The following is a 20,456-nucleotide window of genomic DNA, read 5'->3' as shown; positions in this document are numbered from 1 at the left end:
GGAGGAAGGCGGCGCGGGCCATCATCAGAAGCCGAACCGCAGGCCGACCTTGAAGGTGCGGCCGACGTAGTCGTAGGGGTTGCCGCCCAGGTTGATCGCCGCGATGGCCAGCGCCGGCGGGTCCTTGTCGAACAGGTTGTTGACGTTGGCGAAGGCCTGGAACTTCCGGCCGAAGCGCTCGAAGTCGTAGCTGCCGTTCAGGTTGAAGTAGACCAGCGACGGGAAGACGTTCTTGTTGATGCTGGTCGACAGCGTCGGGTTGTAGCCGTCCTCGTCCGGCCCGAAGAACAGCGCCGAGTAGCGGATCTTCGAGAACGCCCGCATCTGCAGCCCGACGGTGATCGGGTCGAGCCGGTAGTTGATGAAGGCCGAGCCGACCCACTTCGACTGGCCCGCCTGCACGCCTGCGTTGTCGACCGTGATGCCCAGGGGGCCCGGCCGGTCGGTCGTCTTCAGGTGCGCAAGGTGGGTGGCGAAGGCGTTGATGTCGATCGAGCCCGGCAGGCCCAGGCCGTCCAGGTCGGTCCGGTAGCCGACCTCGAAGTCCTGGCCCTCGGCCACCAGCACCGACTGGTTGAAGGGCTGGGTGAGCACCTTGGAGATGCCGAAGGCCGAGTTGTCGAAGGTGATGGCCGAGCAGTAGATCGTGACGTTCTGGAAGCAGCGCTGGAGGATGTCCGTCGCGCTCACCGAGGCGATCACGTCGCGCACCCTGATGTGGAAGTAGTCGACCGACACGCGCAGGCCCGAGAGCGGCCCGGACGGCGCGCGCCAGGTGCCGCCGACCGAGAAGGTGTCGGCGCGTTCCGGGGTCAGGTTCGCGTTGCCGAGGGTCTGCACCGGCAGGCGCGCCGACTGGCCGTTGAACGGATTGACGAACGAGCCCGTGGCCGAGATGCCGCCCACCAGGAACAGCTCCGACAGCGACGGCGCGCGGATGTCGCGCGACCGGGTCATCCGCAGCAGCAGGCCGTCGAGCGGCTCCCACGTGCCGCCGACCTTCCAGGTCGTGACCGCGCCGCTGATCTTGTAGTCGGTCCGGCGCACCGCGCCGTTGACGCCGAGCGAATTGAAGAACGGCATGTCCTTCAGGATCGGGACCTCGACCTCGGCGTAGCCTTCCCGCACCGTCTCCTTGCCGGAGTACGACTTGTTGTTGCCCGACGAGTAGAGGCCCAGGATCTGCAGCGGGTCGGCCGTCTGGTCGAGGGTGTCGCGGCGGTACTCGAGGCCCGTGGCGAACGCGACCGGGCCGGCCGGCAGGTCGAACAGCGAGCCCGAGACGTTCAGCGCCACGTCGTGGCGGACCATGACGTCCTTGGTGAACTCCAGGCCGGCCACGTAGTCCCGCGCGGCCTGCGAGGAGGCGCCGATGCCGAACGGGTTCAGCGGCACGCAGCCCGGCTGCACCAGGCCGGGCTGGATCGTGTTCGTCAGCCGCGCGGCCGCGAAGTTCGGATTGGTGGCGACCGGCCCGCAGACGATGTTCCCGCTGGCGTCGAGCACCGCGTACTCGGCGGCCGCCAGGTTGGCCTCGCGGGTGCCGTAGACCTTCGAGTCGATGACCGAGCGGCCGTAGATGTACGAGAGATCCCACGAGAACCGGTCGAAGACCTTGCCCTTGATCCCGGTCGAGACCTCGAAGGTCCTGTAGGTGTTGTCCGCCGAGGTGCCGAGCCACTCGGTGTCGACCCGGCCCATGTCGAACGAGGCAATGTTGTTGGCCTGCATCAGCGCACGTGTGGCGGCCGGCAGGTAGGGGTTGGTCGCCAGGATCGTGACGGTCGGGGTCTGGTGGTACTGCGAGAGCGTGAAGACGTTGCTCCAGGCGTAGCCGGCCTGCACGAAGACGCTGGTGTCCTCGTTCACGTCGTAGGTCGCCTTGCCCATGGTCGAGAACGCTTCGAGCGGCTGCTTCAGGTTCCACTGGGCGATCGGCGTGGCCACGCGGTTGCTCGACGAGTTGATCATCAGGTTGCCGAAGACCGGCCCGCGCTCCAGCCGGTAGAGGCCGCCGTCCGGGGCGAAGGCGAGCTGGTTCAGCAGGGACACCGTCGCGCCCGTCGCGGTCCTGGCGGTGTTGATCACGCCGCCCGGGGTCTGGGTGGCGTACTCCACGCCCGTCGCCCAGCCGAAGGCCGGCGTGCCGGCGGGACGCGTGGCGCCGAACGCCAGCGGGGTGCCCGAGTTGCCGGCCTCCACCGAGGCCCAGCCACGCTTGTAGATGTTCCCGACGCCCTTGTTGTCGTTGTAGTCGGCCCCGACCACGACGTGCAGGCGGCCGTCCATCAGCGAGAAGCCGTCGGCGAGGCTGACGCCCCACTCCTCGTTGTCGCCGCGCTGCGAACGGCCGGCGATGACCTGGCCTTCCAGGTGGTCGATGCGGTCCTTCAGCACGAAGTTCACCACGCCGGCCACGGCGTCCGAGCCGTAGGCCGCCGACGCGCCGCCGGTCACCACCTCGACCCGCTTGATCAGGCCGACCGGGATGATGCTGGTGCTCGTCGTGCCCTGCGCGTTGGTCGGCACGGGCCGCTGGCCGTCGATCAGCGTGAGCGTCCGCTGCGCCCCCAGACCACGCAGGTTGGCCAGGCTCTGGCCGGTCGAGATCGACCCGGCGTTGCGCTGCACCTGGTTCACGCCCGAGTTCGAGCGGAACGCCGGGAGCTGGGTGATGATGTCGTCCACCGACGACGGCGTCGTGCGCTTGAACTGCTCGGCGCCCAGCACGGTCAGCGGCGTCGGCGACGTCATGCCGGGGTTCTGGATCCGGCTCCCCGTGACGACGACTTCGTCGACCGCCGCCGTCTCGCCTTCGCCCGCCGCCGCCTGGGCGCACGCCTGCGACGCCATCGCCATCATCGCGAGCAGGCTCGCGCCGCCGCACAGCAGTCCTGAGAGTCCCGACCGACCCATTGGCGTATCCTTCCCTCTATTTGTCATTATTCGGATTACGAACTTTTATTCGCTATTTGAATACGACGGAGCCGGGGGTCGTGGCAAGAGGCCATCGCGCGGCTTGCGCCTCAGATCGGAAACCGGGGGTGGGAGGCCCTACCAGCCGTGATGCTGAACAGGTCCGCCACGGGTCTCGTCAGCTTGACCCCGCGAGGCCCCTTCGCCGCTGGCGGCCAGGCCACGGCAGCGGCAGCCGCCCCGGTCCGATGCGCCTCGGCGCGGCACTGACGAAGGGGGGATCAAGTGCGGCTGGAGATTGAAGGTGTTGTAGACGGCGGCGTGGCTGAAGAGGAACCTTTGGGCTGAGGCGCGTGACTTGAACTTCTGTTGCGATCGGTATGCTTCAGCACCTCGGGCCCGCCCGGCCGGGAAATCTCGACCGCGCTCAGTAACACCAGCCGCGGCGGCGATCGCCGCAGGTTTGGCGCTCCAGCACTCGGAAGATCGGCGCCTGCGCCCTCTGCGACGTGGTGCGGGCTCACCATCTGTAGCCGGCAGTCACTCCGAAGGTGCGCGGCGGCGCGTACTGCGCCAGGCCGCCGACGGCAGCCGCTGCTGCCTGATAGGCGGTGTAGAGCTTGTCGTTGAGGTTGACGCCCCAGGCGGTGAACTCGAAACCCTTTGCCGAGGTAAGGCGGATGCGGGCGTTGACCAGACCGTACGGCGACTTGACGCCCTGAGGTACATTCTCGGCGGTCGAGAAGGTGCGACCGACGTGAACATACTCGACGTTCGCGCCGAGACCCCACTCTGGAGTCAGCGGGGTCTCGTACCCAAGGCTCCCCGAATAGGACCAGTGCGGGGCGTTGCCGAGCTCATTGCCGATGGCGATCGTCGTGCGCGTGTTGGAGTCGGTGATGCGCGTGTTCAGATGCGATAGCGTGCCGTCGAAGCTGAAGCCGTGGCCCAGCTTCGCGTTGAGCGTCGCCTCGATGCCTCGCGAGCGCGCCGCCGCCGCATTCTGCAGGACTGTCGCCGTCGTCAACGGCGTGGTCGACAGGATCCGCGTCGTCGTGGCCTGGAGGTCCGTGTAGTCCATCTGGAACGCGGCGACCTCGAAGTACACGCGCCCGTCGGCCGCGGAGCCCTTTAGGCCGGCCTCGTAATTCCAGACGTACTCGGAGTTGATAGGGTCGAGGCCGGGGATGTTGTTCGGCTGCCCGTCGAAGCCCCCGCTCTTGAAGCCGCGCGAGACCAGCGCGTAGGCGTTGATGCGCGGTGTCACGTGGTAGAGCACGGACGCCTTGGGCGTCACCGCGGTCCAGGTGTGCGCGAGCGACGTGATGAAGGGCGCAGGCCTTGGGAACTGGCCGTACTGCGTGCCCGTCCCATCATGATAGAGGCCGAACTTGCGGTTGTCGCGCGTGTAGCGGACGCCGGCGTTCAGTTCGAGCCGTTCCCAGGGACGGAAGGTCAGGTCCGCGAACACCGCGGTGCTTTGCGTGCGGCCATCGTTGATGTTGAGCCGCTCGGCCGTGCCCGTGGTGATCGTGTCGGTTCGTTCGTACCTGTAGACCTCCTCGCGCATGAAGAAGCCGCCGACGAGCACGGTCCACGCATCGTTCTCCCAGAGGTAGCGGAGCTCCTGGCTGAACTGATCGGCCTCCTCATCGATCACATTCAGCTGGCCGAAGGGTTGGGGTGGATTGACGTCCCCATTCGGCTTGCGCGGCACGTTGGCGCCGAAGAGACTGATCGAAATGTCCGAGTCCGAGCGGCGGAAGGCGGTGATGGAAGTGACGTTTCCGCCCGCGACATCCCAATCCACCCTGGCCGCGACGCCACTGGTTTCCACACGCTGCGACCCGTCCGGGCCGACGTACATGGCGCGAGGCGTGATGCCGACCATCAGCGCCGGCGTGATGCCCGCGGCGCCGGTAGCGGTCGCGTTCGGGAACCAGCCCTGTCCATTGCCCTTCGAGAGCGCGTAGTCGACGGAGAGCCGCGCGCGGACACGCGCCCCACGATAGGCCAGAGCACCGCGGGTCGTGTAGGCCTCGTAGGCCTCCAGCTTGTTGCCCGTCGACAGGTTGGTGACGAAGCCGTCGCGCTCGCGGTACGAGCCAGAAAGCGACGCGGCGAACCGCTCCGAGAGCCCCCCGCCCACGACGCCGGCGGCCTCGCGTTGGCCGAGATTGCCAATGCCTGCCCTCACTCGCGCACGAAACGCGCCGTCCGGCGTCGGCGTCACGTAGTTGATCGCGCCACCGACGACGTTCTTGCCGTAGAGCGTCCCTTGCGGCCCCCGCAGCACCTCGACACGCTCAAGGTCGAAGATGTCCGAGGCGGCCGCTGCGGCGCGGCCGATGTAGACGTCGTCGATGAAGATCGCGACGGAGCGGTCGATCGCTGCGCCGTCCGGACTGGACCCGATGCCGCGGATGTTCAGGTGGGCGTCGGACAGGTTGAAGCGCACGAACCGGAAGCTCGGCACCTTGCCGTCGATCTGCTGCAAGGATTGGACACGCTCTGCCTCCAGTCGTTCGCCAGACACGGCGGAGACGGCGGCCGGCACCTCTGTGAGGCGCTGCGCGCGCTTCTGAGCCGTGACGATGAGTTCTCCGACCTCGGCGCCTTCATCCGAAGTCGTTGCGGCTTCGGCAGCGTAGCCGGCCGCTGGGCCGGCCACGCAGATAGTGAGTGCGAACAATGAAGTCGTGGTGGCGAGACCCAGCTTGCTCATGGCGGCTTTCCCCCTTGTCTTCCCCACCGAGGGCGGAGTCGGGCCGCTCGATCGGCCCCATGACTTCAATGGATATACTCACTAGACTTCAATTACAACACTGATACCGTTGACCGCGGACGAAGGCGGCTGGCCGCGTTAGGGGACTGCCATGGCGACAAGCAAGAGCGTGCATGGAGCGGCCTCGGCCGACGAGCCATGGCCCTCGCGCCCCTACGCCTGGTTCGTGGTGATGGTGTTGTTGCTGGCCTACACGAGCTCGTTCGTGGATCGGCAGATCCTGACTCTCCTCGTCGAGCCGATCCGGGCCGACCTGAAGATCACCGACACCCAGTTCAGTCTGCTCACCGGCCTTGCGTTCTCGGCGACGTACACCATTGCGGGGTTCCCGTTCGCCTGGCTGGCCGATCGTTTCAGCCGCAGAGGCGTCATCATCGCCGGAATAGCGGCGTGGAGCATCATGACCGCCGGCTGCGGCCTCGCCCGCAACTTCGGGGGCCTCTTCCTGACCCGCATGGGGGTGGGCATCGGGGAGGCTACGCTATCACCCGCTGCCTATTCCCTGATCGCCGACTATTTCCCCCTTGGTCGGCGCGCGACGGCGATGGCGGTGTATTCGATAGGAGTCTTCATCGGCGCCGGCGCGGCCCTGATTGTCGGGGGGCAGGTGATCGCCGTCGTCAGTCAGGGTCCCAGGCTTTCGCTCCCCGGGTTCGGGCGGCTTGAGCCCTGGCAAGTCGCGTTTCTCTATGTGGCCGCCCCAGGACCGATCATCGCCCTGCTCATGCTGCTGGTGCGCGAACCCCTCCGCCGCGGGATCGCCAGGACCAGGACCGCAGAGAAGATTGTCCCGTACATCGCCACACGGTGGCGCGCGTTCGTTCCGCTCCTGCTGGCGTTCGGCCTCTCCAACATACTACCGGGCGCCTACGCACACTGGGCGCCCGCGTTCCTCATGCGCAGCCACGGAATGGACGCCGCGCAGGCCGGTCTCGTGCTGGGATCGATGTTTCTGGTGCTCTCAACGCTGGGCGTCGTGCTGAGTGGGGGCCTGGTGGAGCGCCTCCGGTCCGTCGGGCGGCCTGATGCGCCGATACTGGCGCAGTCTCTGGCCGTCGCGGCTTGTATCCCCTTCGCCGTCGCGACACCCCTCCTACACGGCGACGCCGCGCTGATCTCGCTGGCGGGCCTATCCCTCGTCATAGGCCTCATGCACGCGCTTCCGGTTGTTTCGGTGCAACTGATCGTGCCCAACCAGCTACGGGCTCGTGCGGCGGCGGTCTATTTCCTCGTCAGCAACTTCATCGCCGTAGGACTAGGCCCGCTCATTGTCGCACTTGTCAGCGATAGGATCCTGCGCGATCCCGCCAAGATCGGAACCGCGCTTGCGATAGTGAGCGTGGTCGCCGGTGGGCTGTCCCTGATCCTGTTCCTGCTGGCGCTGCGGCCCTACCGGGCCTGCGCGGAAGAAGCCCAGGCGTGGGATCAACCCCTCGGCCACGCCTGATCCGTCGGTTCCGCGGCCCGATCGCGCCGTAGCGCCTCCCTGGCGCGCCGCCTCAGCGGGACCTCCGGGTGAGCCCAGGGTTCGATCTTCCGGTCACCGGCGAGGAAGGCGAGGACGTCACCGATCCGCTCGAGTTCGGCGGCCACCGCCGCCTGCCGCGACCTCAGGAGCGCACGCGCGCCGGCCATGACCCGCGCCTCGTCCAGATCATCACGGAGAAGGGTCTCGATGTCGGCGAGGCGGATACCTAGACGCCGCAGCCGGGCGATCCAGGTCAGCGTGAGGATGCCCGCGGCGTCGTAGCAGCGAGAACGATCCGGCCTGCGCCTGGACCGTATGAGGCCGCGCTGCTCGTAGTAGTGCAGGGCTCGGGCCGTCATCCCGAAGCGATCCATGGCTTCAGAAATGCCGACCATGCCGCAACTCAACGATCTGCGTGCTGGAGAGATGGTCACGGGCAGTACGCTGAAGACGTGAGCTATCGGTCGTTTGGGATCTCGGCGGGTCAGAGCCCCCAGGCCGCGCGGACGTCGTCCGGCAGCTGCCGGTCGCCGTCGAACTGGACGCCGAAGCTGTTCAGGATCGTGCAAACCAACTCGTACTGGGCAATCGTGAAGACGACGTCCATGCACTGGTGGCGGTTGAGAGTGGCGTTCAGCTCCTGCCAGGTCGTGTCGCAGATGAAGCGGTCCTCGTGGACCTCCTCGGCCGCCTTCACGAGGGTCCGATCGGGGTCTGCCCACGCGGGATGCGAAGACCCCACCTTGATCTGCTCGATTTCTGCGTCGGTCAGCCCAGCGCCCTTGCCGATCTCGACGTGGGCGACCCATTCGTATCCCGCGCGGGACAGCCAGCCGACTCGCAACACCAAGATCTCACGCTCTCGCGCCCCGAGGCTGCTGCCACCCCGAAGCACGTGAGCGCCCCAGGCCTTGAACGCAACCAACGCCGACGGATAGTTCGCGATCGTCCGGTGCAGGTTCGGGATCACCCCGTCCCACCGCAGCGGCTCGAGCATCGCGCGTACCTCGTCGGTCGCATCTTCGAAGGCAATGGGGGCGATGCGGGCGCTACGGGTACGCATTGGTCTATCTCCGTCCTGGCGCTCCGGCGCACTCAGGTGGATATTTTTATGGAAGTTAATCGCAACGCAGGTCAAGCGCGTTCCGCATATATAGCTTCAATAACTGAACTCAAATTGGTCGGGCAGCATCTTCCTCGCGTACCGCCTTTACGAACGGACCCAGCGCGGCGAGCAAGCACACCGCCGAAAGCGGAGCCGCAACGGCGGAAATGCAGGCCAAGGCGGCGCCGACCTGCGTCGGATCGCGGAAGATCGTGTCGCTTACGAGGGCGACCGCCGTGGGGCCGACGATGAAGGCGATGGGGTTGCCTATGAGGAAGTAGGTCGCGAATACCCGGGCGCGTAGTCGGTTCGGAGCAATCGCTTGCAGCGCGGGCGCAGGGAGGCCTTGCATCAACCCAAAGCCGAACGTGGCCGCCGAGAGCAGCGCCGCGACCGCGATGGAATTGTCCATCAGGGGCGTGGCGATGGCGAAGGGTGCGGCGACCAGCACTGCGATCAGACTGGCCAGGGGCGGCGCGTCGAAACGGCCTCGCCGAGCCAGGCGGTCTGACAGCCAGCCCCCGGCCAGCACGCCTGTGGCGGAACCGAAGATGAGCATGGCGCCGAATGCCAGCCCGACGGTCTGGGCGTCCCAACCGAACTTTCGCATCAACATCGCTGGGGCCCAGGCCTTGTAGCTGGCGATGACCATACCCGAGATGCTGAAGGCGAACGTCAGCAGGAGGAAGACTCGGAGACGTCGGCGGAGGAAGTCGAGCAGGGAGGTCTGCGATGTCCGCTGCGCCGCTTCGCCGCGCCGCTCAGGCTCACGAACCAGGAAGAGAAGCGCGGCGATCAGCGGCCCCGGGAGCGCGACACACAGGAAGGCGACCTGCCAAGGCCTGACGACGCCAAGAAGCGGCAGGCTGATGGTCCCGGCGAGCGACGCCCAATGAACGACGACGCCCCCGATCATGAATGCGAGCCCGGCGCCCAGGATCGATCCCGTGGCGTACACGCTCATCGGCCGGGCGCGCTTCTCCGGCGGGAAGCAGTCGGCGATCATTGAATATGCGGCCGGAGAGAGGCCGGCTTCGCCCGCGCCCACGCCCATGCGGGCCAAGAAGAGGCCCCAGAAGGTGCTGACGGCGCCGCAAGCCGCCGTCATCAGGCTCCAGATGTTGATGCAGACCACCACCAATGTCCGGCGTGAGCCGCGGTCGGCAAGCCAGGCCAGCGGAAGTCCCATCACCGTGTAGAACATCGAGAACGCAAGCCCGTTCAAAAGGCTGAACTGGGTGTCCGAGATGCCGAGGTCGCGCTTGATCGGATCGACCAGCAGAGCCAGGATCTGCCTGTCCGCGAAGGCGCACACGTAGGCGACGACCAGGATCACCACGAGCGCCCAACTCCGCGTCGGCGTCGGCCAGGGTCGCGAGGCCTCTTCCGCCGTCGCCGCGACGACCGATTGCACGCTCATCTTGTCAATGTCTCCGCCGCCCCACGATCCGCGGCGCTTGAGAGCCGACCATAGCATCGCCCGAGGGCCTGTCGAGCTTCTATGGTATGGTTGTGAAAGTCAGTAAGTTATGTAATGGAAGTTAATCTGCTCCGTCGTAGCGAGTGAGAGAGGCGCCGCCATGAGGAAGCATCGGACGTCGCATGGCCCGCTCAGCCTCGCTCTCCTGGCGAGCTGGCTGCCGATGTCAGGGCTCTGCTGAGGCGTTGGCGACCGACCAGGTGCTGCAGCGCGCAGTTGCTGACGTCCATCGGGCGACACGGCTCGAAAGCAGCGCCTCGATCTTCCGCTGGCGTGGTCCTTCCTCACGACCGGCTTCCCTGGAGGGGCCGCGGCCCGCGGCCCCTCCTCTTTGGAGGAGTGACCAAGATGCAGGACAACGAGCGAATCGAGGTGGTCCGTCGTTGGGCCGAGGCCTGGAATCGAATGGACTGGGATGGTGTGGCGGAGACCTTCGCACCGGACGGCGCCAATCACTCAATGATGCACGAGCCGATGCTGGGACGAGAGGAAATCCGTCGCCGGACGCGAATGGTGATGGAGCGTGTCAGCGCCGTGAACCTTCGCTTCGCGCGCATCGGCGTCCTCGACCATGTGGTGGTGACCGAGCGGATCGACGCGTGCCGACGGGCCGATGGATCTTGGGGTGAGGCCCCCGTGGCCGGGTTCTACGAGGTGGAAGCCGGTCTGATCGTCGCCAAGCGTGACTACTATGACCGTCGGCAGTTGCTGGAGGCCATGGCGTTGCCGGGCGAGTTCGTGTCGGTCGCGAAAGCCGGCTAGCCGGCCTCAGCCGCAACGGCAGCGCCCTCACCCCGGAAGATCTGCAGGGTTACGTCCGGCTCGAAGCTGAAATTGCCAGGCCGCAGCTTTCCGCCACATTCACTGCAATGCACTTCGGCGACAAAGGGCGCGCCGCACTTGTGCTCGACCAGCAGCGGCGGTCCCTCGGGTCCCGCGAGCCATCGATCGCCCCAGCGCATCAGGAGCCAGTGACTGAGCAGCAGCGCCTCGCCCTTTTCCGTCAACCGATAGCGCAGCCGCTGAGGCTTCGCGCCGTACGCGACGCGCTCCATCACCTCGTACGCCACCAATTCCTTCAGACGCTCGCTGAGAAGGTGCGAGGAGATGTGCAGCCGGTTCTGGACATCACCGAAGGTGCCGTCGCCCCGCGTCACGGCCGCCAGCAGCGCCGTGCTCCAGCGGTCCCCCACGATACGCATCAGCTCGTTCGAGAAATCGCGGGTGTCCGGCGCACTCTCCTTGACGGCCGAACGACGCTGCCAGCGTGGCTTCAGCCGCGCTTCCAGCGTCGCGCCGGGACCGCGAACCTCGACAATGTCAGACCTCTGCGCCGGTTCTCCGCAGGCGTTGCAGCAGATGATGGCGTGACAGACCTTGCCGCATCGGTGGTGCCGCAGCTGGCGCTGGATCCGATCCGGGTCCACGACCCACCGCTGATCCCAGGTCCACAGCGAGAGAATGTAGGACCACAGCTCGCGCCCACGCTCGGTGAGCCGATACTCGTGCCGCACGGGGCGCGTCGAATATGGTTTTGTCTCAAGCACCTCGGCGCTCAAGAGCCGGTTGAGGCGATCGACCAGCACCGGTCGCGGAATTCCGCCGATCTCCGACCAGTCGCTGAAGCGCTTGGCGCCGCGAAAGGCGTCCCACAGGATCCGCATGACCCATACGTCGCCGATGATCTTGAGCGCGCGCGTGCTGGAGTGCGCCGGCACCAGCTTTGCGCTCCCGTCTTCGTCCGCGTGTGTCACTCAGGCTTCCCGAACCGTACGTACTCGCTCTGATAATGCAATCTGCACTGGTACGTGGGAAGTGCTGCCGCGGATATGAACGGGAGTCGGCCTCTGCGGGGCCCATCAGTCCAGCGTAACGACGATCTTCCCGAACTGCTCGTTGGAGGCGAGCCGGCGGTGTGCATCCGCGATGCGCGCCATCGGGAAGTCGGAGTCCACCACAGGTTTGATCTCGCCGGACGCCAGGGCAGGGAGCAAGTCGCGAGCGCAGGCCTCAACGCAACGCAGCGCCTCCTCGGGGGTGCGCGTGCGGAAGGTGACTCCGATGATCCTGAGGCGCCGCAGAGACAGATGGTCGAGGTCCAGCTCCGAGGTTGGTCCTGCCGTCCGGCCGACACTCACCAGGCGTCCTTCGAGCGCCAGTGATCGCAGGTTCGCCGGCAGATACGCGCCGCCCAGCGAGTCGATCAGCAGATCGCCGCCGAGGCCGCCGGTTGCAGCGAGCACGGCGGTCTCCAGTTGTTCCTCGTCGGAGCCGACGACGTCGGTCGCGCCGAGAGGCCGCACACGCTCGGCCTTGCTCCGCAGGCGCGAGACCGCGACGATCTTGCCCGCGCCCATTGCGCGAGCGACCTGCACCGAGGCGGTGCCGATTCCAGACGACGCGGCGTTCACGATGACGGTCTCGCCGCGCTTCAATCCGCCGGCGGTGACGATCGCGTTGTGCGAGGTAATGAACACGTTCGGGAAAGCGGCGGCGTGCAGCACGTCCAGGCTATCGGGCGTCGCCATTAGGGCCCGCGGATCGACCTGCACATACTCCGCCATGCTCTGGCGGCCGTGGCCCATTACAGGCGCGCCGCGCGCCCACCCCCTGACCCCTTCGCCGATGGCGGCCACTTCCCCCGTGAACTCGATGCCGTTGATGACCTCGGGACCAGCGCGATAGTTCTTCTGCGTGATCAGCTCGCCGCGGTTCACGCCCGCTGCGCGCACCTTCACCAGCACCTTGCCCGCCTCGACTTCGGGCTTGGGGACTTCAGCCACCTCAAAGACGCCGCCCTCAGGGGTTGCCCGTAGCACTACGGCCTTCATTTCTCCGCCTCCAAGCTCGCATGCGCATGCGCTCCCAGTGCGCATCCATAGCAGTATGATAATTGAAGCTTTCAAAGTATCATGATTGAAGTCAAACCGCCGCGCAACAGCCGCCTGCGTGGGCGGCTCGCATCAGGAGAGCTCCATTGTCTACGTCCAGCATGAGCGGAAAGGTTGCGCTCGTCACAGGTGGCAGTCGCGGCCTGGGCTACGAGATCGCGAAGGCCTACGCGCTCGAGGGTGCAGACGTCATCGTGGCCAGCCGCAAGCAGGGCGCCTGCGAGGCGGTCGCCGCTGGACTGCGGGCGCTTGGCGCGCGAGCCGTTGGCCTCCCCATCCACGTCGGCGACTGGAGCGCACTGGAGGCTTTCGTCGACCAGGCCTACGCTGCGTTCGGGCGCATCGATGTGCTCGTGAACAACGCGGGGATAGCCCCGACCGCTCCCCGGTCGGTGAATGTGGAGGAGGCGCTGTTCGACAAGATCGTCGCCGTAAACTTCAAGGGGCCGTTCCGCCTGTCGGCGCTCGTAGGTGAGCGCATGGTCGCCGACGGCGGCGGCGCCATCATCAACGTGAGCAGCATCGCCGCCATCCGGCCCGAGCCGGCCTATCCCGTGTATGCAGGCGCAAAGGCCGCCCTCAACGCCATGACCCGTTCTCAGGCGTTCGAGTTCGGTCCCAGCGTCCGGGTCAACGCAATCATGTGCGGGCCATTCTGGACCGATATCGCCGCCAGTTGGCGCGAGGAGCTAGACAAGAACTCGCCGTCGGCGCTCAAGCGGATCGGCCGCCCAGAGGAGATCGCGTCCACCGCCCTCTACCTCGCGAGCGACCGCTCGAGTTTCACGACTGGAACGATTGTCCGGCTGGACGGCGGAGTGCTTTAGCAGAGCGACGACGCCAGGGACCCGTCGTCAAACGACGATGTGCTCCGCCAGGGCCCGATTCCGAATGAAGCGCCGGCCAAAGCCGAACCGATCGCCGCCACGCCTCTTCGACGGTCCACCGTTCGTCGCCAAAGGCGATGAAGGGACGATCGCTGCGCGTGCCTTGGAACAGGTCGCGGAGCGACGCAGGTCCATTGTGGAAGATGCGGTGGCGTCGACCGCCGGCCTGCTCTTCGACAATCTCGAAGGGTGCGCCCGCACCAATGCCACATCATCACGTTCCATGGTCTGATGTCCGTCGGCGTCAGATCGTGAGCTTGGCGATCGCGTCGTGCAGCTTGGGGAAGTGGTCCGGGTCGGCCGAGCGCGCGCCCAAGGGACGCGACATGTTCCCGCTGTCCAGGAGCTCCTTCACCATCTGCTGCAGCACGACCTGACGATCAGCGTCGTCGAGCGTGTCGTATTGCGCCATGGGGAGCACGGCGTTGTAGTCGCAGAGAACCTTGTAGCGAACGTCGTCGCGCTCCTTACGCTGGAAATCGGCCTTGCCGTCCGCGATCACGCAGCTCCAGGAGATCTTGCCGTCAGGACCGGCCAGGTGGGCCGGGGCGTTGTAGAAGACCTCGCACGTCGACATCCACAGTTTCGGATTGCCGGGTGAAAGCGCCGCCGTCCGCTCCGCGATGATTCCGTGAAGCGCCGCGAGCCATTCCGTACTGCCAAACTCATACTGCATTCTGAAATCCTCGGTTCGTTGCCGGGTCACCTCATCTCATACCCCGCACAAGTCAATATGATAATTGAAGTTCAAGTCCTCGTTCTGGGGCTAGCCATGCGTGGGGACAGACCATTTGCACGACGCCGGCCAGTGACGACGAGAGAGAGTCTTATCATTGAATGAGTGCGTGGGGGCACGTCCTGCGCGAGCACGTGCGAGAGCATCGCGATAGAGGCTGATGCGCGTTGCATCCGCATGTGAGTCTGATTATAGAAGCTAATAGAGTTCGATCGTCGAAGCGGGAGCGCGCGGGGATGCGGACCGAAAAATGCCGGTTTAACGGTGGAGGAAGACGTGAATAGAGGGGCGCAGCTGCTCTGCAGCTCGGGTGTGGCTTTCGCGCTTGCGATGGGCGGGAGCGCCGCAGCAGCGGCGGCCGAGGACGGCAACGTCCAACTTGAGGAATTGATCGTCACGGCGACGAAGCGCGAGCAACGTCTCATCGATGTTCCCCTGGCGGTGACGTCCATCGGCGGCGCGGACCTCAAGGCCTCCGGCGTTCGTGACGTTCGTGACCTGATTGCGCTGGCGCCCAGCCTGAATGCGCAGACCCCGGGGGGCGACTCAGACAGCAGCCTGCGGGTCCGCGGCATCGGGACGATCTCGACAAACATCGGGCTCGAATCTTCCGTCGGCATTGTTATCGACGGGGTCGCAAGGGCGCGCGTCGGCTCGGCCTTGACCGAGCTCGGCGACGTCGAGCGGATCGAGGTGCTGCGCGGTCCCCAGGGCACCCTCTACGGCCCCAACACGTCGGCCGGCCTGATCAATATCGTCACGGCGTCTCCGGACGAGGAGTCTGTGAGCGGCTACCTGGAAGGCGCCGTCGGCAACTACGATTACCGCCGCATCGCCGCGGCCGTCAGCGGCCCGATCACCAAGACGATCTCGGGGAGGCTCGAAGCGATCACGCAGCGGCGCGACGGTTTCATTTACGACGTGAACAACAAGCGGGGCCTCAACAACCAGGACCGCAACTTCATCCGCGGCCGCCTGAGGTTCCGCCCCAGCGAAGACCTGCGGATCGACGTGATCGCGGACTACACCCAGCGCAACGAGAGCTGCTGCACGTCCATCTTCTATCTCCCCAACGCCAACACGCCGCGGGTCGAGGCCTTCGCACAGACCTACGGTTTGACAGCCTATCCGAGCAAGGACCCGTTCGACCGGCTGCAGGGGCTGACGCCTGGCCGGGAGAACCAGGAGGACGTCAAGGACGGGGGACTCTCCACCGAGGTCAACTGGAACCTCGGATGGGCGGACCTGGTCTCGGTCAGCGCCTATCGCCAATGGCGGGCGTGGCGCGCACAGGACTTCGACCACAACGGCGTGCCGCTGGCCTACATCCCGACGGATGGCCTGAAGATGGGCCTGACCGAATACACGCAGGAGACCCGACTCCAGGGCAAGACCGACCGCCTGGATTGGCTCGTCGGCGCCTGGTACGCGAACCAGGTCATCGACCAGGACTTCACCTACGCCATGGACCGCGGGTTCGTGGACTACAACGGCGGCGCCGCAGCCTTCGCCCCGGGGATCGCCGCCCTTTGGAGGCCGAACGACTACGCGCGCTCCATCGCCAAGCAGAAGGGTGAAACCTATGCCCTCTTCACGCACAACACGCTGAAGGTGACCGATCGGCTGAGCCTGACCGGCGGGCTGCGCTACACGATCAACGAGAAGTCGGTCTCGCTCATCTCCATCGCGCAGAACCCGGCGTGCGACGCCTCGGTCCGCCTGAACGACGCCCGAGGCATCTCCGTCTTCTGCAGCTTCTTCTTCGACTCGCGCGTGAACACCACCGCCGGCCCCGCGAGGGACAGCCGCACGGAGCGCGCGCTTTCGGGCACGGCGGTCGCCGACTACGCATTCTCGGACACGCTCAAGGGCTACTTGTCGTATTCGCGCGGATACAAGTCGGGCGGCTACAACCTGGACCGATATGGCTTCACCACCCCGGCGAACCCGAAGGGGTCGGACCTCTCCTTCGGCGACGAAACGACGGACGCCTACGAAGCTGGCCTGAAGGGCGAGTTCTTCGACCGCCGCCTCTCCGTGAACGCCGCGATCTTCGACCAGTCGATCAAGGGGTTTCAGCTGATCGAGCGTGTCGACCTCGCCTTCATCGTGCGGCGCCTCGCGGAAGTGAAGAGCTCCGGCGCCGAGGTGGAGGCGTCCTGGCAAGTCACGGACGACCTCAAGCTCCAGCAGGCGGTGACCTACAACGACGTCCACTACACCCAGGACGCCGGCAACCGGACCTTCGCCGGCCGGCGCATGGAGTCGGCGCCGACCTGGACCTGGGTGAGCTCCGCGAGCTACTCGTTCCCGATCGGCGAGACCGGGTTGCGCGGCTTCGCCCATGCCGACGCCCGCTACGTCTCCGACCAGTTCACCAATGGGTCGACGGACGTCCTGCGCATCCAGAAGGGCTACACGCTCGTGAACGCACGCGTCAGCGTCGTGGGGCCCGACAATTCCTGGCGTGCGGACCTCTGGGCCCGCAATCTCTTCGACAAGGACTACACCCGTCGCATCCTGCCCTCGCAATTCGGGAACCTCGGCGCCTTCCTCGGGGATCCACGGACGTATGGTGTGACGGTCCGGAAGAACTTCTGACCCGACTCGCCGGCGCTTCGCCGCATCGCGGAGCGTCGGCCAGCCGAGTTCACCTGTTCTTTCGAATGCGCCTCACACCTCCGCCGCCGCGCCGGCAACGCCACCTGGCGTCAGTCTGCGCCTGTCAGATCAGGTCAGGCCTTCTCAGCACCTCAGCGCCGCCATCGACGAACACCACCTGACCCAGCATGACGCTGTTGTCGGCGCTCACCAGGCTCTTCGCGACGTGAGCGATGGCCTCCGGGAGCAGGCGGCCCGGCTCTCGGGGGCGGAGGGAGAGGTGGGATAATCGTATCCGAGCCAACTGCGCCAGTTACGGGGCCACGAACGCCCGCTCGTCATCGGAAACGTCCGAAGGATAAGGTTTGCGAACCATAAAGGCCCGCTAGGCTGATCCCATTCCCGAGTTCATAACAGCCTCCAGATCGTGTGTGAGGAGTGGCACATCTCCGTCAGGTCCCCAGAGCCAGTCGACGACACGCCGAAGGGCGCGCGCGATCGGACGATCTCCCGTCGCGATCTGTATGAACTGGTCTGGCGTCAGCCGCTGGGCGTCAACGCCAGATCCCTGGGGATCACCAGCGGCGCCTTGGCGAAGATCTGCGACCGAATGCTCATCCCCTACCCGTCCGGTCGGTACTGGTCCAAGGTCAGGGCTGGCCGTTCGGAAACCCGCAGGCCGCTGCTCGACGCGCCGGAAGGCATGTCCGAGGAGATCGTCATCCCGGCGGAAGGGCGATCCGGATCACGGCGGACCCGCACGCGCCTCTCCGTCGACGCCAGGCGGAGCCAAATATCCGAAGCCGCTATCGGCATAATCGTGGAAGACGGACTTCACGCCGCGACCATGAAACGCATTGCGCGCGAGATCGGCCTGAGCGAGGGCCATATCTACAATTATTTCAAGAGCCAGGCTGAGCTTCTCGTCCATATCGCCAGGCAAGAGCTCAACGAGATGAACACCATCCAGCAGGCGGATATCCGCCTCGGGCGGGATCCATGGTCGCGCCTCACTCTGGCCACCGTGAGCTACCTGCACCAAGTGGCCTCCAGAGGCCCGTTGCTGCAATTGCTGCTGGCGCATCCCGATGTGCGACGGGGCCTGAGATCCGAGCATCACGACCAGCGAATCCTGGGAAACTATGCGACAGCGGCGCAACTCGAAGAGCTTGGCGTCGAGAAGGAACTCGCGTTCAACGCCGGCCTGATCCTGACGAACCTGTCGCTGCGGACAGGCAAGGTCCTGACCATGGGAAAGATCTCCCTTATCGAGGCCGAGCGGATGTCGCTGGCCATCATCTTGGGGGCCATCGAGGACCTTGTCAGGAATGCGGAAGCCGAGCCCAGGCCCGATCAGAGCGCGCGACTCGGCTGAATGCTGTCGATCGCGCTCTTCACCAGCAAGCGCATGAGGCCGCGGGCCGCGGCCGGAGCCATCCGCCCGGTGAAGGCGAGCCGTCCTGCCTCTTCAGGAATGGCGAGGATGAGGTTGAAGGCCGCCAGGGTCTCGCGTGTGGTCAGTCCCAACTCACGCCTGGCCCGCCGCAGCAACGGCAACACAAGCCTGTCGCGCTGCCGCAGGACCTTCGTGTCCAGCCTGCCCAACGCGTGGGAGGACCCGATCAGGATGTTCAGCAGCAGCCCGTTCCCGGCGATGTGGTCGAAGTAGGCGTCCGCCGCGGCAAGAGCGGCGTTCAGCAGATCGCGGCGATTGCCGGCCTCAGCCAGCGCCGGTTCGATTTGCGTGAGGTGCGCGCCGAGCAGGCCGTTGGCGAGCGATTCCTGAGTCGGGAAATGAGCATAGACCAGGCCCTTGCTGACGCCGCAGTCACGCGCGATGCCTTCCATCGAGACGGGGAAGAAACCCTGGTCCACCACGATCTTCGCCGCCGAGACGAGCAAACGGGCCCGTCGTGCTTCCGCGGAGAGACGGGTTCGAGGCTTTCGGGTCTCCGGCGTCATGCCAGGGCTTTGCTCGTTCGACATCATGCGGGGCGGCGCATCTAAGGTATGTACGCCCGAAGTACACAGCTTCTGCTGGCGGGTCGATGAAGCCTTCGGGGCGTCCTGTCTCAGCATACGAAGCGCGAGGGCGCGCCGCCAACCAGGCCGGGACCGCCGCGCTCCGTCGCCATCGCCCTCCCGCCGCCACACCGGGGGCATCGCAGGCGCGCGAAGGATGCCCGGACTTCGGGCGCACAGCATCACGTCACCCTATCCAGCTCTCGCGAACCGGCCTTCGATGCTCGTACGCGTGGCGAGGTAGGGACCGTAAGCCAGTCGAAGCAAGAGCAGCGCCGTGAGGAGCAGCACGCCCGTCACCACCGACAGGGACAGGCCCAGCCGGCTCTCGTCGCGGAATAGGTAGTCGGTGGAGAGGGCCACGAGCGTGGGCCCGAGCCCAAGGCCCAGCAGGTTCTGGGCGAGCAGGGACAACGATACGGTCAGGCCCCGCATCTGGTTGGGCACCATCTGCTGAAGGAGGGCGGGCGAGAGGCCGTTCACGAAGGTCGAAAAATAGACGGCGCCGGCCAGCAGGACGAGCCCTGTGTCCGCGGTCCGCACGACCGGGAAGGCGATCACGAAGGGCGCCGCAGCCGCCGTGGCGACCGCCACGACCGTCAGGCGGGGATTGCGCAATCCCCGCCGCTGGAGAACGTCCCCCAGCATGCCGCCGCTCACCACGCCGCCCGCGCCGCCCAGCATGAAGATCAGCCCATAGGCGTGACCGATCTGCCCCGCGGTCCAGCCATGCGCCCGAATGAAGAACGTCGGCGCCCATGCGGCCATGCCGTAACCCACCATGGCGAGGACCCCGAAGCTCAGGTTCAGCCAGAGGAACGTCCAGCGGTGGTCGGCCATGTAGCGCAAGGCGACTGTCAGGTGAGGCCCGTCGAAGTCTGCGGCCGCGCCGCGGGGCGGCTCGCGAAGCGTGAAGACCCAGACCGCCAGCAACAGCCCGGGAAACGCCAGGACCGCGAACACGGCTTGCCAGGGTCGGAGTTCGCCGACGACCGGCAGCAGGACTCTCGGAAGCGACTCCAGCCAGCCGATCAGGGCGCCGCCCAGGATCAACGCCAGCCCGCCGCCGGCGAAGACGCCAAGGCTGTAGATGGCGAGGGGAAGCCCGACCTTGCTGGGCGGGAAGAGGTCGCCGATCACCGAATTCGCGGCAGGCGTCAGCGTGGCCTCTCCCATGCCGACGCCCATCCTGAGAACCAGCAGTCCGGCGAAGGACCGGGCCACCGCGCAGGCCGATGTCGCAAGGCTCCAGAAGGCGATCCCCACCCCGATGATCGGCATCCGCCGCCTCGTGTCCACCAGATACCCCAGGGGCAGCCCGGCCAGGGCGTTGCAGAGCGCGAAGGCAAGGCCCTGCAGGAGACTGATCTGGGTGTCGCTGAGATGGAGGTCCCGTTTGATGGGCTCCACCAGCAGGCTCAGGATCTGGCGGTCGAGAAACGAGCAGGTGTACGCCAACGCAAAGACGAGGACGACGTACCATGCATAGGCTTGACCAAGGGGGTAGCCGGCGCCTGCCGATGGCATCGGAGGCGCCGCCGGGCTCGCCGGACCGCTCATGACTG

16 protein-coding genes are annotated in these 20,456 nt (G+C 66.2%); 6 read left to right on the top strand and 10 right to left on the bottom strand.

The window, feature by feature from the left end; translation table 11 throughout:
• Positions 1-24 precede the first annotated feature (24 nt).
• Both KF737_RS00775 and KF737_RS00770 read right to left on the bottom strand, forming a co-directional pair.
• Positions 25-2,916, bottom strand: a complete 2,892-nt coding sequence (locus tag KF737_RS00775; RefSeq protein ID WP_296449215.1) for a TonB-dependent receptor — start codon at positions 2,914-2,916, stop codon at positions 25-27.
• A gap of 520 nt (positions 2,917-3,436) precedes the next feature.
• Positions 3,437-5,641, bottom strand: a complete 2,205-nt coding sequence (locus tag KF737_RS00770) for a TonB-dependent receptor (protein ID WP_296449212.1) — start codon at positions 5,639-5,641, stop codon at positions 3,437-3,439.
• Between the two features lie 151 nt (positions 5,642-5,792).
• Between KF737_RS00770 and KF737_RS00765 the strand changes: the two genes are divergently transcribed.
• Positions 5,793-7,148, top strand: coding sequence for an MFS transporter (locus KF737_RS00765; protein ID WP_296449210.1), 1,356 nt, complete (start codon positions 5,793-5,795; stop codon positions 7,146-7,148).
• Here KF737_RS00765 and KF737_RS00760 read toward each other — a convergent pair.
• From KF737_RS00760 to KF737_RS00750, 3 genes are all read right to left on the bottom strand, one after another.
• Positions 7,127-7,564, bottom strand: a complete 438-nt coding sequence (locus tag KF737_RS00760) for a MerR family transcriptional regulator (RefSeq protein WP_296449206.1) — start codon at positions 7,562-7,564, stop codon at positions 7,127-7,129. The two genes, KF737_RS00765 and KF737_RS00760, sit on opposite strands and share 22 nt — an antisense overlap.
• Before the next feature lie 89 nt (positions 7,565-7,653).
• Positions 7,654-8,232, bottom strand: coding sequence for a carboxymuconolactone decarboxylase family protein (locus KF737_RS00755; RefSeq protein WP_296449203.1), 579 nt, complete (start codon positions 8,230-8,232; stop codon positions 7,654-7,656).
• A gap of 109 nt (positions 8,233-8,341) precedes the next feature.
• The gene (locus tag KF737_RS00750) at positions 8,342-9,694 is read right to left on the bottom strand and encodes an MFS transporter (protein ID WP_296449201.1); all 1,353 of its coding nucleotides are present in this window, start codon (positions 9,692-9,694) and stop codon (positions 8,342-8,344) included.
• A gap of 408 nt (positions 9,695-10,102) precedes the next feature.
• Here KF737_RS00750 and KF737_RS00745 point away from each other — a divergent pair, with 408 nt between their 5' ends.
• Entirely contained in the window at positions 10,103-10,516 is a 414-nt protein-coding gene (locus KF737_RS00745) for a nuclear transport factor 2 family protein (protein ID WP_296449198.1), read from the top strand.
• Here the strand turns inward: KF737_RS00745 and KF737_RS00740 are convergent.
• A complete protein-coding gene (locus KF737_RS00740; protein ID WP_296449195.1) occupies positions 10,513-11,508 on the bottom strand; it encodes a helix-turn-helix domain-containing protein in 996 nt (331 codons plus the stop codon). The genes KF737_RS00745 and KF737_RS00740 overlap by 4 nt on opposite strands.
• A 105-nt stretch (positions 11,509-11,613) precedes the next feature.
• Complete coding sequence (locus KF737_RS00735) at positions 11,614-12,585, bottom strand: zinc-binding dehydrogenase (protein ID WP_296449192.1); 972 nt, start codon at positions 12,583-12,585, stop codon at positions 11,614-11,616.
• A gap of 161 nt (positions 12,586-12,746) precedes the next feature.
• On the opposite strand from KF737_RS00735, the gene KF737_RS00730 reads away from it, so the two are divergent.
• Both KF737_RS00730 and KF737_RS00725 read left to right on the top strand, forming a co-directional pair.
• Complete coding sequence (locus tag KF737_RS00730) at positions 12,747-13,472, top strand: SDR family NAD(P)-dependent oxidoreductase (RefSeq protein WP_296449189.1); 726 nt, start codon at positions 12,747-12,749, stop codon at positions 13,470-13,472.
• A 64-nt stretch (positions 13,473-13,536) separates the two neighbouring features.
• A complete protein-coding gene (locus KF737_RS00725) occupies positions 13,537-13,764 on the top strand; it encodes a hypothetical protein (protein ID WP_296449185.1) in 228 nt (75 codons plus the stop codon).
• 12 nt (positions 13,765-13,776) lie between these two features.
• On the opposite strand, the gene KF737_RS00720 is transcribed toward KF737_RS00725, so the two are convergent.
• Positions 13,777-14,208, bottom strand: a complete 432-nt coding sequence (locus KF737_RS00720; RefSeq protein WP_296449182.1) for a hypothetical protein — start codon at positions 14,206-14,208, stop codon at positions 13,777-13,779.
• A gap of 372 nt (positions 14,209-14,580) precedes the next feature.
• Here KF737_RS00720 and KF737_RS00715 point away from each other — a divergent pair, with 372 nt between their 5' ends.
• Both KF737_RS00715 and KF737_RS00710 read left to right on the top strand, forming a co-directional pair.
• The gene (locus KF737_RS00715) at positions 14,581-16,869 is read left to right on the top strand and encodes a TonB-dependent receptor (RefSeq protein WP_296449179.1); all 2,289 of its coding nucleotides are present in this window, start codon (positions 14,581-14,583) and stop codon (positions 16,867-16,869) included.
• Between the two features lie 427 nt (positions 16,870-17,296).
• Positions 17,297-18,244 (top strand): TetR/AcrR family transcriptional regulator, encoded by a 948-nt coding sequence (locus KF737_RS00710; protein ID WP_296449176.1) that lies wholly within the window; start codon positions 17,297-17,299, stop codon positions 18,242-18,244.
• Here the strand turns inward: KF737_RS00710 and KF737_RS00705 are convergent.
• Positions 18,223-18,831, bottom strand: coding sequence for a TetR/AcrR family transcriptional regulator (locus tag KF737_RS00705; protein ID WP_296449173.1), 609 nt, complete (start codon positions 18,829-18,831; stop codon positions 18,223-18,225). The two genes, KF737_RS00710 and KF737_RS00705, sit on opposite strands and share 22 nt — an antisense overlap.
• Positions 18,832-19,083: 252 nt before the next feature.
• Entirely contained in the window at positions 19,084-20,451 is a 1,368-nt protein-coding gene (locus KF737_RS00700; RefSeq protein ID WP_296449170.1) for an MFS transporter, read from the bottom strand.
• Positions 20,452-20,456: the final 5 nt, after the last annotated feature.

The organism is Phenylobacterium sp. (genome assembly GCF_019636135.1).
Taxonomy (GTDB): Bacteria; Pseudomonadota; Alphaproteobacteria; order Caulobacterales; family Caulobacteraceae; genus Phenylobacterium.
This window is presented reverse-complemented; position numbering and strand designations above follow the sequence as displayed.